A 13711-nucleotide genomic window follows, 5' to 3' on the forward strand; every position below is an offset into this window, starting at 1 on the left:
CGCGCGGGTCCATGACCTCCGGCTTCCCGTACGCGCGGGCCCGCGGGCCGGCCGCGCGCGCACCCGTCGCCCAAGTCCCTTTCACCCGGCGGAAGATGTCGTTGCCGTACCGATATGCGGACAGCTAGTGACGCCTGCCACGGCGCTGCCATAGATTTCCAGCCTCGTACAGGAGATCGCCAGGGACGGAGCCACGGTCATGACAGAGCAAGCCGAAACGCCGGATTCCAGACAGGTCGTCACACCGACGCGTGTGGTGGCCGGGCTCTGCCTGATCGCTCCGTTCGTGGCGATGCTGTGGGTGAGTTCGTACGCCAAGGTCGAGCCGAGGCTCATCGGGATCCCGTTCTTCTACTGGTACCAGATGCTGTGGGTGCTGATCTCGACCGTGCTCACGATGACCGCGTACAAGCTGGTCCAGCGTGAGCAGCGGATCCGCAAGGGCGGTGCGGCGACATGACCACCACCCCATCCGCCGCCCTGGCCGCGGCCGGCACGGACGGCGTCAACGGCATCGCGCTGGCCGTCTTCATCTTCTTCTTCGTGGCCGTCACGGTCATGGGCTTCCTCGCCGCCCGCTGGCGCAAGGCCGAGCAGTCAGCCAACCTCGACGAGTGGGGCCTGGGCGGCCGGAGTTTCGGCACCTGGGTGACGTGGTTCCTGCTCGGCGGCGACCTCTACACCGCTTACACCTTCGTGGCCGTCCCGGCGGCCATCTACGCCGCGGGCGCGGCCGGCTTCTTCGCCGTCCCCTACACGATCCTCGTGTACCCGCTGATCTTCACCTTCCTGCCCCGTCTCTGGTCGGTCTCGCACAAGCACGGCTACGTCACCACCTCCGACTTCGTGCGCGGCCGGTTCGGCTCGAAGGGCCTGTCGCTGGCCATCGCGCTCACCGGCATCCTGGCGACGATGCCGTACATCGCACTCCAACTGGTCGGCATCCAGGCCGTCCTGGACGTGATGGGCGTCGGCGGCGGCGAGAACACCAACTGGTTCGTCAAGGACCTGCCGCTGCTGATCGCGTTCGCGGTGCTGGCCGCGTACACCTACTCATCGGGCCTGCGGGCGCCGGCGCTGATCGCGTTCGTCAAGGACGGGCTGATCTACCTGGTCATCGCCGTCGCCATCATCTACATCCCGATCAAACTCGGCGGTTTCGACGCCATCTTCGACGCGGCGGGCAAGGCGTTCGCCGAGCCGGGGCCGACCGGCAAGCCGCGCGGTGAGCTGGCCAGCGGCCCCCATAACCAGTGGGCGTACGCCACTCTGGCGCTCGGCTCGGCGCTCGCGCTGTTCATGTATCCGCACTCGATCACCGCGACGCTGTCGTCCCGCAGCCGTAACGTGATCCGCCGCAACACCACCATCCTGCCGCTGTACTCGCTCATGCTGGGCTTCCTCGCGCTGCTCGGCTTCATGGCGATCAAGGCGGGCACGGACACCCACGGCAACGCGCAGCTGGCGATCCCGCAGCTGTTCGAGGACATGTTCCCGAGCTGGTTCTCCGGCGTGGCGTTCGCCGCTATCGGGATCGGCGCGCTGGTGCCCGCCGCCATCATGTCCATCGCGGCGGCCAACCTCTTCACCCGCAACGTCTACAAGGACTTCATCAAGCCGCACGCCACCCCGGCGCAGGAGCACAAGGTCGCCAAGCTCGTCTCGCTGCTCGTGAAGGTCGGCGCGCTGATCTTCGTCCTGGGCATGGACAAGACCGTGGCGATCAACTTCCAGCTGCTGGGCGGCATCTGGATCCTGCAGACCATGCCGTCGCTGGTCGGCGGCCTGTTCACCCGCTGGTTCCACCGCTGGGCGCTGCTGGCCGGCTGGGCGGTCGGCATGGTCTACGGCACGCTCGCGGCATACGGCGTGGCCAGCCCGACGCAGGCGCACTTCGGCGGCTCCAACGCCGAGATCCCCGGCATCGGCCAGATCGGCTACATCGGCCTGACCGCGATCGTGCTCAACGTCCTGGTGACGGTCGTGCTGACCTTCGTCCTGCGGGCCCTGAAGGCACCTGACGGCGTCGACGAGACCAGCCCCGGGGACTACACCGCGGACGTCGGCGACAAGGCCGTCAGCCCCGAACTGCCGCCCGCAGCAGTGGGTTCGGCGAGCGGCCACTGACCCCGGCCCCTCCGGCACCCGCACGGGCCGTCACGTCCCTCCGGACGCGGCGGCCCGTCGCCGTACCGGGGCGGACGCGACGGGCCGTCCGCCCGAGGTCAGCTCTATCCCGCCGATGAGTTCCAGCCGCACGCCCTCCTCCGCCCGCTCGACTATCCGGGCGGCCTCTTCGAAATGCTCAGGGAGCGTGATGTGCGGCCGGTCGGCGAGCGCGGCCATGGGGCCTCCTCCTGCTGTCGTCGCAGTGCGGGGAACGTGGGAACGACGATAGCGGGGGCCACTGACAGACACCGCGCGATCACACACGACTCACTAGATGTGGGGGTGCGCACGAGGTGGCACCCCCACATGTATGCTCGTGCTCGCTGTCGCCGCAGGGGAATCCGGTGTGAGTCCGGAACTGTCCCGCAACGGTGTACGTATGCGCAGACATCGCTTCACCGCCTGTCGTGCGCACCTGTGAGTCCGAAGACCTGCCGACAGTACGCCCGCGCCGCCATCGGCGCGGACGTCGATACGTCCGGGCCCCGAGGGATGGGCCGGTGGACGCCGCGCGGTGTGCCCGCGCCCCGTGTGTCCGGGGTGCCGCATGCCCGCGTGCGGCCGTCGCGCACCGCCCCTCCCGGCCCCCGCCGAGTGAGGGAGAGCACCACGTGACCATCGCGCCAACGGAGTCCGCGACAGCCGCCGAGGCCGGATCGCCCGAGGCGGCCACGCTCCCCACCGCGGACGGCCGCCCCCAACACGCCGACGACGCCCCTGGCACCGCCCTGCTGCGCACCCTGACCGAGCTGACCGCCGACCTCACCGCGACCGACCCCGGCAAGGTGGCCGCCGCCGCGCTCCGCGGCCGGCACCCCGGCTCCGACGAGGCCGAGCTGCGCACCCTGGCCATCGACGCGGCGGCCGGCCTGATCGGCGACGAGCCGCAGTACTCCAAGCTCGCCGCGCGGCTGCTCACCCTCGCCATCGCCGAAGAGGCCGCGGGCCAGGGCTCCGTGGCGTTCTCCGCCTCCGTCGAGGTCGGCCACCGCGAGGGCCTGATCGCCGACCGGACCGCCGCGTTCGTCCGCAGCCACGCGGCCCGCCTGGACGCGCTGGTCGAGAAGGCGCTCGCGGACGGTGCCGACGACCGCTTCGGCTACTTCGGTCTGCGCACCCTGCACTCGCGCTATCTGCTGCGGCACCCCACCACCCGCCAGGTCATCGAGACCCCGCAGCACTTCCTGCTGCGGGTGGCCTGCGGTCTCGCCGAGAACGACTCGGTGGCGGCGCTCGACGACGTCGCCGAGCTGTACCGGCTGACCAGCTCGCTGTCCTACCTCCCCTCCTCCCCCACCCTCTTCAACTCCGGCACCCGCCACCCGCAGATGTCCTCCTGCTACCTGCTGGACTCCCCGCTGGACGAGCTGGACTCGATCTACGACCGCTACCACCAGGTCGCCAGGCTCTCCAAGCACGCCGGCGGCATCGGCCTCTCCTACTCCCGTATCCGGGCGCGCGGTTCGCTGATCCGGGGCACCAACGGCCACTCCAACGGCATCGTGCCGTTCCTGCGGACCCTGGACGCCTCGGTGGCCGCCGTGAACCAGGGCGGCCGGCGCAAGGGCGCGGCCTGCGTCTACCTGGAGACGTGGCACGCGGACATCGAGGAATTCCTGGAGCTGCGCGACAACACCGGCGAGGAGGCCAGGCGCACCCACAACCTGAACATCGCGCACTGGATCCCGGACGAGTTCATGCGCCGGGTGGAGGCGGACGCCGACTGGTCGCTGTTCTCGCCGTCCGACGCGCCGGAGCTGGTCGACCTGTGGGGCGACGCGTTCGACGCCGCGTACCGCAAGGCGGAGGCCGACGGCCGCGCCCTGAAGCAGATCCCGGCGCGGGTGCTCTACGCCCGGATGATGCGGACCCTCGCGCAGACCGGCAACGGCTGGATGACGTTCAAGGACGCCGCCAACCGCACCGCCAACCAGACCGCCGAGCCCGGCAAGGTCGTGCACTCGTCCAACCTGTGCACCGAGATCCTGGAGGTGACGGACGACGGGGAGACCGCGGTCTGCAACCTCGGGTCGGTCAACCTCGCGGCTCACCTGGGTGAGAACGGCGAGATGGACTGGGAGCGGCTGGACGCCACCGTCCGCACCGCCGTCGCCTTCCTCGACCGGGTCGTGGACATCAACTTCTACCCGACCGAGCAGGCCGGCGCCTCCAACTCCCGCTGGCGGCCGGTCGGTCTGGGCCTGATGGGCCTCCAGGACGTCTTCTTCCGGCTGCGGCTGCCCTTCGACTCCGCCGAGGCGACGGAGCTGTCCACCCGGATCTCCGAGCGCATCATGCTCGCCGCCTACGAGGCGTCCGCCGATCTCGCCGAGCGGCACGGCCCGCACCCGGCGTGGTCCGCGACGCGTACCGCCCGCGGAGTGCTGCACCCCGACCACTACCCGAACGCCGAGCCCCGCTGGGCGGACCGCTGGGAGGCGCTGCGCGCCCGGATCGCCACGACCGGCATGCGCAACTCGCTCCTCCTGGCCATCGCGCCGACCGCGACCATCGCCTCCATCGCCGGCGTCTACGAGTGCATCGAGCCGCAGGTCTCCAACCTCTTCAAGCGCGAGACCCTGTCGGGCGAGTTCCTCCAGGTGAACGCCTACCTGATCGAGGAGTTGAAGGCGCTGGGCCTGTGGGACGCGCGGACCCGTGACGCGCTGCGCGAGGCCAACGGCTCGGTGCAGGACGTCGCGTGGATCCCCGAGGAGATCCGCGCGCTGTACCGCACCGCCTGGGAGGTCCCGCAGCGCGCGCTGATCGACATGGCCGCGGCCCGTACGCCCTACCTCGACCAGAGCCAGTCGCTGAACCTCTTCATGGCGTCGCCGACCATCGGCAAGCTCAGCTCGATGTACGCCTACGCCTGGAAGCGCGGCATCAAGACCACGTACTACCTGCGCTCCCGTCCGGCGACCCGGATCGCGCAGTCGGCCCGCGGCACCGCCGCCGTCACCCCCGTCCCCGTACCGCAGCAGGCCACCGACCCCGACGCGGTCGCCTGCTCCCTGGAAAACCCCGAGTCCTGCGAGGCCTGCCAGTAATGCCCAACCCGTCGCCCGACCACCGCCCCTCAACGACGGCGCTGCGCGCCGAAAGCCCCACCACCCCCGAAACCACCGCTCCGGAAACCACCGCCAACGGCAACGGCCCCGCCACCGGCACCAAGAACCTCCTCGACCCGGGCTTCGAGCTGACGCTGCGGCCCATGCGGTACCCGGACTTCTACGACCGCTACCGCGACGCGATCAAGAACACCTGGACCGTGGAGGAGGTCGACCTCCACTCCGACGTCGCCGACCTGGCGAAGCTCTCGCCGGGCGAGCAGCACATGATCGGCCGGCTGGTGGCGTTCTTCGCGACCGGCGACTCGATCGTCGCCAACAACCTGGTGCTGACGCTCTACAAGCACATCAACTCCCCCGAAGCGCGGCTGTACTTGTCGCGGCAGCTCTTCGAGGAGGCCGTGCACGTCCAGTTCTATCTGACGCTGCTGGACACCTACCTCCCCGACCCGGAGGACCGCGCCGCCGCCTTCGCGGCCGTGGAGAACATCCCGTCCATCCGGGAGAAGGCGCAGTTCTGCTTCAAGTGGATGGACTCGGTCGAGAAGATCGACCAGTTGGAGAGCAAGGCCGACCGCCGCCGCTTCCTGCTGAACCTCATCTGCTTCGCCGCCTGCATCGAGGGGCTGTTCTTCTACGGGGCGTTCGCCTACGTCTACTGGTTCCGCTCGCGCGGCCTGCTGCACGGCCTGGCGACCGGCACCAACTGGGTGTTCCGTGACGAGACCATGCACATGAACTTCGCGTTCGAGGTCGTCGACACGGTCCGCGCCGAGGAGCCCGACCTCTTCGACGACGCGCTGGAGCAGCAGGTCACCGACATGCTCAAGGAAGCCGTCGAGGCGGAGCTCCAGTTCGGCCGCGACCTGTGCGGCGACGGGCTGCCCGGCATGAACACCGAGTCGATGCGCGAGTACCTCCAGTGCGTCGCCGACCAGCGCCTCCAGCGGCTCGGCTTCCCGCCCGTCTACGGCTCGGAGAACCCGTTCTCCTTCATGGAGCTCCAGAACGTCCAGGAGCTGACGAACTTCTTCGAGCGCCGGGCGTCGGCCTACCAGGTCGCCGTCGAGGGCTCGGTCTCCTTCGACGACGAGTTCTAGGAGTCCGCAGACACCGATGCCCTCCTGCCGCGGCCGTGCGGCAGGAGGGCATCGCGCTGCTGGGCGCGGGGCTCAGTCGTTGGCGACGACGGGGTAGCGCGGCTCCTGCTCGGCCATCTGCTTGAGCGCGTCCTTGCGGTCCCGCTTGGACAGCCGGTCGATGTAGAGGTAGCCGTAGAGGTGGTCGGTCTCGTGCTGGAGGCAGCGCGCGAAGTAGCCGGTGCCCTGGACCGCGATCGGGTTGCCCTGGGCGTCCTGGCCGCGCACCACGGCGTAGTCGGGGCGGGCCAGCTCGGCGTAGGCGCCGGGCACGGACAGGCAGCCCTCGTTGGAGTCGTCCAGCACCCGGCGCGGGGCAGGCAGCTCGTCCAGGACGGGGTTGCAGACCGCGCCGACGTGCCGGACGCCGCTGTCGTCGAGGCAGTCGTAGACGAAGACCTTCAGGTCCACGCCGATCTGGTTGGCGGCCAGGCCGACGCCCTCGGCGGTGCGCTGGCTGGCGAACATGTCGTCGATCAGCTGTGCCAGCTCGTCACCGAACTCCGTGACGTCCTTGCACTCCTTGTGGAGCACCGGATTGCCGACGACCGTGATCGGCCGCGAGGTGCCACGCTCGCGGTGGGCGCTCTCCCGCTGCTCCGCATCCGTCGTGTCATCGATGAACTCGTCGTCCACGCGCTGCTCACCGTCTTGATCAAACACAGGCTGCTGGGCCATCTCCGCCGTACGCCTTCCCTAAAACCTTGACTGGTCGCCCTGAGGCAGGGCCGCGAGCCCGGCAGGACGTCGCGACACGCCCTACAGCCTACGGGGAGGCGCCCTGTGCCCTCAGCAGACCTCTTCGAGATCCCGCCACTCCCGGCTGTCCGGGCTGTCCGCGACCCAGCCGTCCAGCAGCCCGCGCACCAGCGCGGCGGGCGCCGCTATGCCGCATTCACGCTCCGGTACCCACAGCGAACCGGAGCCCGCGGTCCGGTGCCCCAGCGGCCCGGGATGCCCCGGTTCGCTGTGGTCGTGCGGATCGAGGTGCTCGCCGTCGCCCTCGTCGCTCGGCATCCGGCTCTCCGAGCAGGTACGGCACAGCAGCCGCACCGACGACGACCAGTCCTCGGCGGCGAACCCCGCGTCGGCGGCAAGCCGCTCCAGGGCGTCCCGGTCCGCCTCGGTGGCCGCCTCCAGGAGGACGACCCAGGTGGGCACCGGCGACGGCGCCCACAGCTCGATCTCGTCGAACACCGGGTAGGAAGGCCCGGCCGCGGTCGTCCGCTCGCCGTGCGGGACGCCGTCGTGCAGCACGACCTCGCCCCAGCGCCGCCCGGAGGACGGCAGCGGGATCGACAGCACCTCGATGCGCGCCGGATCCAGCCGGCGGCCCCAGACCACCTCGGCCTCGCCCTCGGGCGAGAGGCGGACGGCTGCGCTGCCCAGGGCCATACCGACCGGTTCGCCGGACGGTGAGCCGTCGGCGGGCACCCGCAGGCCGTACGCCTGCCAGGCGCGGCGGGCCAGCGGCCAGTCCTGGAGTGCGGTGGCGGCGATGCCGACGTTCCACCAGTCGGGCGCCCCGGTGCCGCGGTCGAGCAGCGCGACGGCGCGCAGCCCGGCGGCCCTGGCGCCTTCCCAGTCGTGCCGGAACTTGTGCAGCAGGGCGAGGTTGAACCAGGACTCCGACAGCCAGGGCTCCATGTCGGCGGCGCGGGTCAGCAGGGCGCCCGCGTCCTCGTAACGGCCGTCACCGATCAGCGTGAAAGCGCGGTCGGTCGCCTGCCGCCACGAGGCGGATGGGCGGTGCCGTACCTTGCCGAAGATCCTCACGATTCCCGCCTGCTGGTTGCTCTTGATGCCGCTTTCGGATGTGTCCCGAGCGGCGCCCGGGGCCGTCTGGGGGCCCACTCGACAACCTGCCACAGTTTGCCGTCGGGCTCAGCCTGATCTGCTGTGCCCCCTGCGGCTCCTTGCCCTGCACGTTCCCCCTGAACCCCTTTCGGGGTTCCCTTCGCATCCAACCATGCCCATCTCGGCGGGCGCTCATTACCCATGGGTTCCACGGACTGCCGGGCGGGCCGGGGCCGCCCGGCGCGTTCCGCGTCCGGCGAACAGCCACCCGCGCGCGCCCTCCCTCCGCAAGGGCGCGCCCTCACGCCGTCCTGCCGCCCCTCGCCAGGACCCGGGCGAGTGCCTCCACCACCCGCGGTTCGTGGTCCTGCGCTCCGGACAGCCGCAGCCGCTCCAGGGCGCGCAGCGGCCCTCCGGGGTCCTCGGCGCCGCCCGACCAGTCGTCGTAGGCGTTGACCGTGCGCACGATGCGCGCGGTGACCGGCTGGTCGCGGTACGGATCCGCCTGCCGTTCGACGATCACGGCGACCTCGGCGGGCACCCCGGTACTGCGCACCACGGCGCCGCCCAGCAGGGCGATCCGGCGCTGTTCGCCGGACGGCAGCAGGGCGGTGGCACCGGCGGGCACCGGGTCGAGCAGCGAGAGCTGGCCGATGTCGTGCATCAGCGCGGCGTACTCCAGGACGTCCAAGTCCGGTGCGGTGAGCCCGAGTTCCCTGCCGACCGCCCGGCTGAGCGCGGCGACCCGGCGGGCGTGGCCGTGCGGGGTGTAGCCGGCGATCTCGGTGGACCGGGCGAGTGAGGCGATGGTCTGCCGGTAGGTGGCCCGTACGGCGGCGAACCTGCGGAACGCGTACTGGGTCAGCAGCAGCGGCAGGCAGAACACCGGCAGCGCCCAGAGCCCGGCGACCGCGGTGGCCAGCGACATCACCACGCCGGTCGCGCAGATCGCCGAGCCGATGCCGGGCAGCGCCCGCAACTCGTCGCGCAGCAGCGGCCCGTACGGCCAGCCGGTGCGGCCCCGGGCGAGCGCGGCGGCCAGGACGGCGTCGCACAGCGCGGTGAGCGCCAGGACCGCGAGCATGACCAGCGGATGGCCCGGACCGTCGCCCGTCCACGCGCGCAGCGTGCCCGTGGTGTAGAGGGGCTGGAAGCAGGTGGCGGCGAAGCCGGTGGTCAGCAGGCCGCGCGCCAGGTGGTCGAGCGCGGGTCCGCGGCCACGCGCGAGGTGCGGGACGAGTCCCACCAGACCGGCCGCGGCGACGACCGCCAGGGTCTGCGCCACTCCGTGCGTGGTCGGCCGCCCGCCGACGTCACCGAGCAGCGCGTACGCCAGCGCGCCCGCGGCGCCGAGCGGCGCGCACTCCCGCTCACCTGGCGCCCGGCCCGCCACGCAGGTCCTGGTGGGACCGAGCCGCACCAGTTCGCCCACGACGATCAGCAGTCCGAAGGCCAGCACGACGCGGGGCTCCGCCACGCCGTTCCGGAGAGTGCTCCCGAGCGCCCAGACCGCCGACGCCGCGGCGGCCACGCAGACCGCCACGACGAGCGCTCCGGACCGCAGGCCCCGCGGCGCGGACTGCGGGCCCGCCCCCGGCGCCCGGCGGCCCTCGCCGTTCACCGCTCTCCTGACCTTCGCGCGGGGCCCGCCGGGCCGCACCACCGCTTCGCCGCGGCCTGCACGCGGCCGATTCCGGGCGCCGCGCGGTGGCCGCCCGAGCCGCGCCCGGCCCGGGGCGCGGCGGCCCCGGCACCGGCCGCCTGCTCCGGCCCGCCCGCGTCGGCAGCAGGGACGTTTCCGCTACCCGGGGCCGCCGACGCGGAGACGAACGGCGGCAGGGTCTGCGTACGCGCCGGCGCAGGCCCGCCGGGGCCTTCGCCCGCCTGCGTCCGGCACCGCGCGGCGGCCGGATCCGTCCCGTCCGCCCCGTCATCGACCGTCACCGCCGCCACCGGATCCGCGTCGGCCGCCATGATGAGCCCGGGATGCCAGCCGTGCCGTTCGAGCGAGGCCGCCAGGGCCCGCACCATCCGGGGGTCGAACTGCGCCCCGGCGCAGTTGCGCAGCTCCGCCACGGCGGCGGCCACCGGACGGGCCCTGCGGTAGGAACGGGTGGAGGTCATCGCGTCGAAGGCGTCGGCCACCGCCACCACCCGGGCACACTCCGGGATTTGACGCCCTGTCAGCCCGTACGGGTAGCCGCGGCCGTCCAGCCGCTCGTGGTGGTGCAGGATCGCCGCCCGCGCCTCCCCCAGGAAGCCGATGCCCCGCACGATCTCGTGGCCGTACTCGGGATGCAGTTCGATGACGCGGCGCTCCTCGGGTGTCAGCGGCCCGTCCTTGCGCAACAGCCGGGTGGGCACGCCGAGTTTGCCGACGTCGTGGAGGATGCCGGCGAACCGCAGCACCTCGACCCGGTCCTCCGCCATGCCCAGTTCCCGCGCGATCATCACCGAGGCCCGGCCGACCCGTTCGCTGTGCCCGCGGGTGTAGCGGTCCTTGATGTCCACGGCCTGCACCAGCGCCCGGATCGTCGCCCGATGGGCGGCCCGCTCCCGGTGGTACTGGGCGAGGACCCAGCAGGAGAGGTACATCGGCAGCAGCACCAGCAGCGCGGCGGGCGGCCCGTACGGACTGCGCCACAGGACCGCCATCATCAGCCCGGCCAGACCGTGCACCAGGTACGGCGGCAGGGAACGGACCGGTCCGCCGCGCCAGGCGGTGCGCGGCGGGTGCCGTTCGGCGGCGACCAGCACCCCGCCGTCCAGCACGGCGATCACTCCGCAGAACGCGGCTGCGGTGGCCGCGGCGGGCAGCAGCAGGGCGGGGAACTGCGGTACGGACAGCGGGTGATGGCCCGTCGCCTGGCAGACGTGTGCGGAAACCCAGCAGGCCAGGGCCAGTTCGGCGGCGTGCCAGAGCCTGCGGGCGGCGGCGGACCGCGCCTCGGCGGGGGCGGTCAGCCCGCCCGGTACGGCGGCCAGCGCGGCGAGCGGTGGCGGCAGCAGGAAGACCCCGGCCAGCAACACGGGGAAGAACGCGGTGCCGCCGATCGGCTCGCGGCGGCCCTGCACCGGGCAGTGGCGCGCCCGCTCGCACACCGCGTAGAGGGTGGCGAGGGCGGCGGCGTCGCCCCAGGGCGCGTCGGCGCCGAGTCCCGCGGCGGGGGCCGCGCACAGCGCCGCGGCGAGCACGGCGCAGCCGATGAACCCCTGCGCGGTCACCGGCAGTTCCCGCATCGCGCCCTCCTCCCCGAAGCCACAGCGTGTCCCCGCACAGGGGTGTCCCGTGCGCGGGGATTCGGTGAGGATAAAGGGGCCGAGAGGCGCGCGACGGCGCATCGGCGGATCGGGCGGGACGAATCGCCCCGTCCCTCACCCCTTAGGGTGACGCGGTGCCTTATTCGGCGCGTGCGGCCTCGGTACGTGCTGCGGCGGAGTCGTCCTGGCCGGCGGCGGCCGGTGCGTCCGCGTCGCCGCAGGCAGCCGGGGTGTCGCCGCTGTCCGCGCCCGGGGCGGCGGCGCGGTTCCGCTGTGCCTGTTCGTGCTTGGCCTGGTCGAGGACGCTGACCTCGGGGACGGTCTCGCCCGCCCTGATCAGGTCGATCCGGCCCATGACCTTCGAGCGCAGGTCGGTGGGCACGTCGTCGTGACCGCAGCAGCGCTTGACCAGCTTCTTGACGGCCTGTTCGAGTCCGTACTTCTCCAGGCACGGCGAGCACTCGTCGATGTGCACCTGGAATTTCTCGCACTCGCCCGCGGGCATCTCACGGTCGAGATACTCGTAGAGGTGGTCGAGAACCTCGGAGCAGTCCTTGTCGTGCGGATCTCCGCAGCTCATGATCCCGAGCCTTTCCGGTCGTGCGGCTGCGGTGCCTCCGCCGCAGCCCCTGCCCCGGCCGGGACCAGCCCGCGCTCACGGGCGTAATCCTCCAGCATGCCGCGCAGTTGGCGTCGGCCTCGGTGCAGGCGGGACATCACCGTGCCGATGGGTGTCCCCATGATGTCGGCGATCTCCTTGTACGCAAACCCCTCGACGTCCGCGAGATACACCGCGATACGGAATTCCTCGGGAATGGCCTGGAGCGCGGCCTTCACATCCGAATCGGGCAGGTGGTCGAGCGCCTGCGACTCGGCGGAGCGCAGCCCCGTCGACATGTGCGACTCGGCGCGCGCGAGCTGCCAGTCCTCGATCTCCTCGGCGGCACTGCGCTGCGGCTCCCGCTGCTTCTTGCGGTAGGAGTTGATGAAGGTGTTGGTGAGGATGCGGTACAGCCACGCCTTGAGGTTGGTGCCCTCCCGGAACTGGTGGAAGGACGCATACGCCTTTGCGTACGTCTCCTGCACCAGGTCCTCCGCGTCGGCCGGATTGCGCGTCATGCGCAGCGCGGCGGAGTACATCTGGTCCAGGAAGGTGAGGGCGTCACGCTCGAAGCGGGCGTTGCGCTCGGCGTCGCTCTCCTTCCGGGCCCCGGCGTGCTCCTCAGCCGTGCCGTCGGTCCCTGCGTCGGTCCCAGTGACCGGACCCACCTCCTCCACCACCGTGACGGATCCGGATGCGGACCCACTCGATTCGGAGAATAGACGACGATCCGGTGCCACCGCCGCTCCAGCCAGAGCGGGCTGCGATACCTGCACCTGCGACCACTGTAGATCGGCGGCCGGACGGGCCGGGCAAGCGATTCCCATGCGGCGGGCTCCCATTCCTCACGATGCGCTGGATGTACTCGGGCGTCGTACGCCTTGGTCAACAGCCGGACCGCCGCGGCCATTCCCGCCCCGCCGCCCCCGTTCCGCCGGGGCCGGACAGCGGGCGCACCGGCCATCGGAACCGCCGCGTACGCCCTCTCGACAACTGCCGCACCCGGCCCTTCATTCCCGCCCCGCCCTCCGCTCCCCCAGGGCTTGACAAAACACATTGCCGCTTCAGCAATGGAGGGGTGACGGACAACGCGTACGAACAGGTGCTCTCCGAGGTCGGACCGCGGCTGCGCCGCCTGCGCCAGGAACGGTCGGTGACCCTGGCCTCGCTCTCGGAGGCCACCGGCATCTCGGTCAGCACCCTCTCCCGGCTGGAATCCGGCGGGCGCCGGGCCACCCTCGAACTGCTGCTGCCGCTGGCACAGGCCCATCAGGTGCCGCTGGACGAGCTGGTGGGCGCGCCGGAGGTCGGCGACCCGCGGGTGCGCGCGGTGGCACAGCGGCGCGAGCACATGACGTTCGTGCCGCTGACCCGCCAGCCGGGTGCCCTCCAGGCGTTCAAGCTCGTCATCGACCCGGTCAAGGGCCCGCCCGAGCAGCGCACCCACGAGGGCTACGAGTGGCTCTACGTACTGTCCGGCCGGCTGCGGCTGCTGCTGGCCGACCGCGATGTCCTGCTGAAGGCGGGCGAGGCGGCGGAGTTCGACACCCGGCTGCCGCACTGGTTCGGCCCGGCGGACGACGAGCCGGTGGAGCTGCTCAGCCTCTTCGGCAGGCAGGGCGAGCGGATGCACGTACGCGCCCGGCCACACGGCCGGACGGAGTGAGGCCCGC

At 71.8% G+C, this 13711-nt stretch carries 11 protein-coding genes, 1 pseudogene and 1 riboswitch; of the genes and pseudogenes, 5 read left to right on the forward strand and 7 right to left on the reverse strand.

Features of this window, described 5'->3' with window-relative positions:
• Window positions 1-199: 199 nt before the first annotated feature.
• Both ACGFNI_RS11110 and mctP read left to right on the forward strand, forming a co-directional pair.
• Window positions 200-460, forward strand: a complete 261-nt coding sequence (locus ACGFNI_RS11110; protein ID WP_393682607.1) for a DUF3311 domain-containing protein — start codon at window positions 200-202, stop codon at window positions 458-460.
• Window positions 457-2127 carry a monocarboxylate uptake permease MctP gene (mctP, locus tag ACGFNI_RS11115; protein WP_393682609.1) on the forward strand — a complete coding sequence of 557 codons (1671 nt, stop codon included), beginning with the start codon at window positions 457-459 and terminating at the stop codon, window positions 2125-2127. Before ACGFNI_RS11110 ends, mctP begins: the two co-directional genes overlap by 4 nt.
• Window positions 2128-2157: 30 nt before the next feature.
• Here mctP and ACGFNI_RS11120 read toward each other — a convergent pair whose 3' ends face one another.
• Complete coding sequence (locus ACGFNI_RS11120) at window positions 2158-2346, reverse strand: hypothetical protein (protein WP_393682610.1); 189 nt, start codon at window positions 2344-2346, stop codon at window positions 2158-2160.
• 116 nt (window positions 2347-2462) lie between these two features.
• Window positions 2463-2623, forward strand: a riboswitch (cobalamin riboswitch).
• A gap of 157 nt (window positions 2624-2780) precedes the next feature.
• Between ACGFNI_RS11120 and ACGFNI_RS11125 the strand changes: the two genes are divergently transcribed.
• Complete coding sequence (locus tag ACGFNI_RS11125; RefSeq protein WP_393682612.1) at window positions 2781-5219, forward strand: ribonucleoside-diphosphate reductase subunit alpha; 2439 nt, start codon at window positions 2781-2783, stop codon at window positions 5217-5219.
• Complete coding sequence (locus tag ACGFNI_RS11130; protein WP_393682614.1) at window positions 5219-6340, forward strand: ribonucleotide-diphosphate reductase subunit beta; 1122 nt, start codon at window positions 5219-5221, stop codon at window positions 6338-6340. The genes ACGFNI_RS11125 and ACGFNI_RS11130 overlap by 1 nt, the downstream gene beginning before the upstream one ends.
• A 72-nt stretch (window positions 6341-6412) precedes the next feature.
• Here ACGFNI_RS11130 and def read toward each other — a convergent pair whose 3' ends face one another.
• From def to ACGFNI_RS11160, 6 genes and pseudogenes are all read right to left on the reverse strand, one after another.
• On the reverse strand, window positions 6413-7057 hold the full coding sequence (gene def / locus ACGFNI_RS11135) for a peptide deformylase (RefSeq protein WP_393682616.1): 645 nt from the start codon (window positions 7055-7057) through the stop codon (window positions 6413-6415).
• A 111-nt stretch (window positions 7058-7168) separates the two neighbouring features.
• Complete coding sequence (locus tag ACGFNI_RS11140; RefSeq protein WP_393683038.1) at window positions 7169-8155, reverse strand: tetratricopeptide repeat protein; 987 nt, start codon at window positions 8153-8155, stop codon at window positions 7169-7171.
• Window positions 8156-8477: 322 nt separating this feature from the next.
• Window positions 8478-9740, reverse strand: a complete 1263-nt coding sequence (locus ACGFNI_RS11145; protein ID WP_393683040.1) for an HD-GYP domain-containing protein — start codon at window positions 9738-9740, stop codon at window positions 8478-8480.
• A gap of 305 nt (window positions 9741-10045) precedes the next feature.
• A pseudogene (locus tag ACGFNI_RS11150) lies at window positions 10046-11416 on the reverse strand (HD-GYP domain-containing protein); the annotation flags it as partial.
• Window positions 11417-11576: 160 nt separating this feature from the next.
• Complete coding sequence (gene rsrA / locus ACGFNI_RS11155; protein WP_393682617.1) at window positions 11577-12017, reverse strand: mycothiol system anti-sigma-R factor; 441 nt, start codon at window positions 12015-12017, stop codon at window positions 11577-11579.
• Window positions 12014-12706: a sigma-70 family RNA polymerase sigma factor gene (locus tag ACGFNI_RS11160; RefSeq protein WP_227047275.1), complete on the reverse strand. Its 693-nt coding sequence runs from the start codon at window positions 12704-12706 to the stop codon at window positions 12014-12016. Before ACGFNI_RS11160 ends, rsrA begins: the two co-directional genes overlap by 4 nt.
• A 410-nt stretch (window positions 12707-13116) precedes the next feature.
• Between ACGFNI_RS11160 and ACGFNI_RS11165 the strand changes: the two genes are divergently transcribed.
• Window positions 13117-13704 carry a helix-turn-helix domain-containing protein gene (locus ACGFNI_RS11165; RefSeq protein ID WP_393682619.1) on the forward strand — a complete coding sequence of 196 codons (588 nt, stop codon included), beginning with the start codon at window positions 13117-13119 and terminating at the stop codon, window positions 13702-13704.
• Window positions 13705-13711: the final 7 nt, after the last annotated feature.

The organism is Streptomyces sp. NPDC048644 (genome assembly GCF_043199105.1).
In the GTDB taxonomy this organism is placed as follows: Bacteria; Actinomycetota; Actinomycetes; order Streptomycetales; family Streptomycetaceae; genus Streptomyces.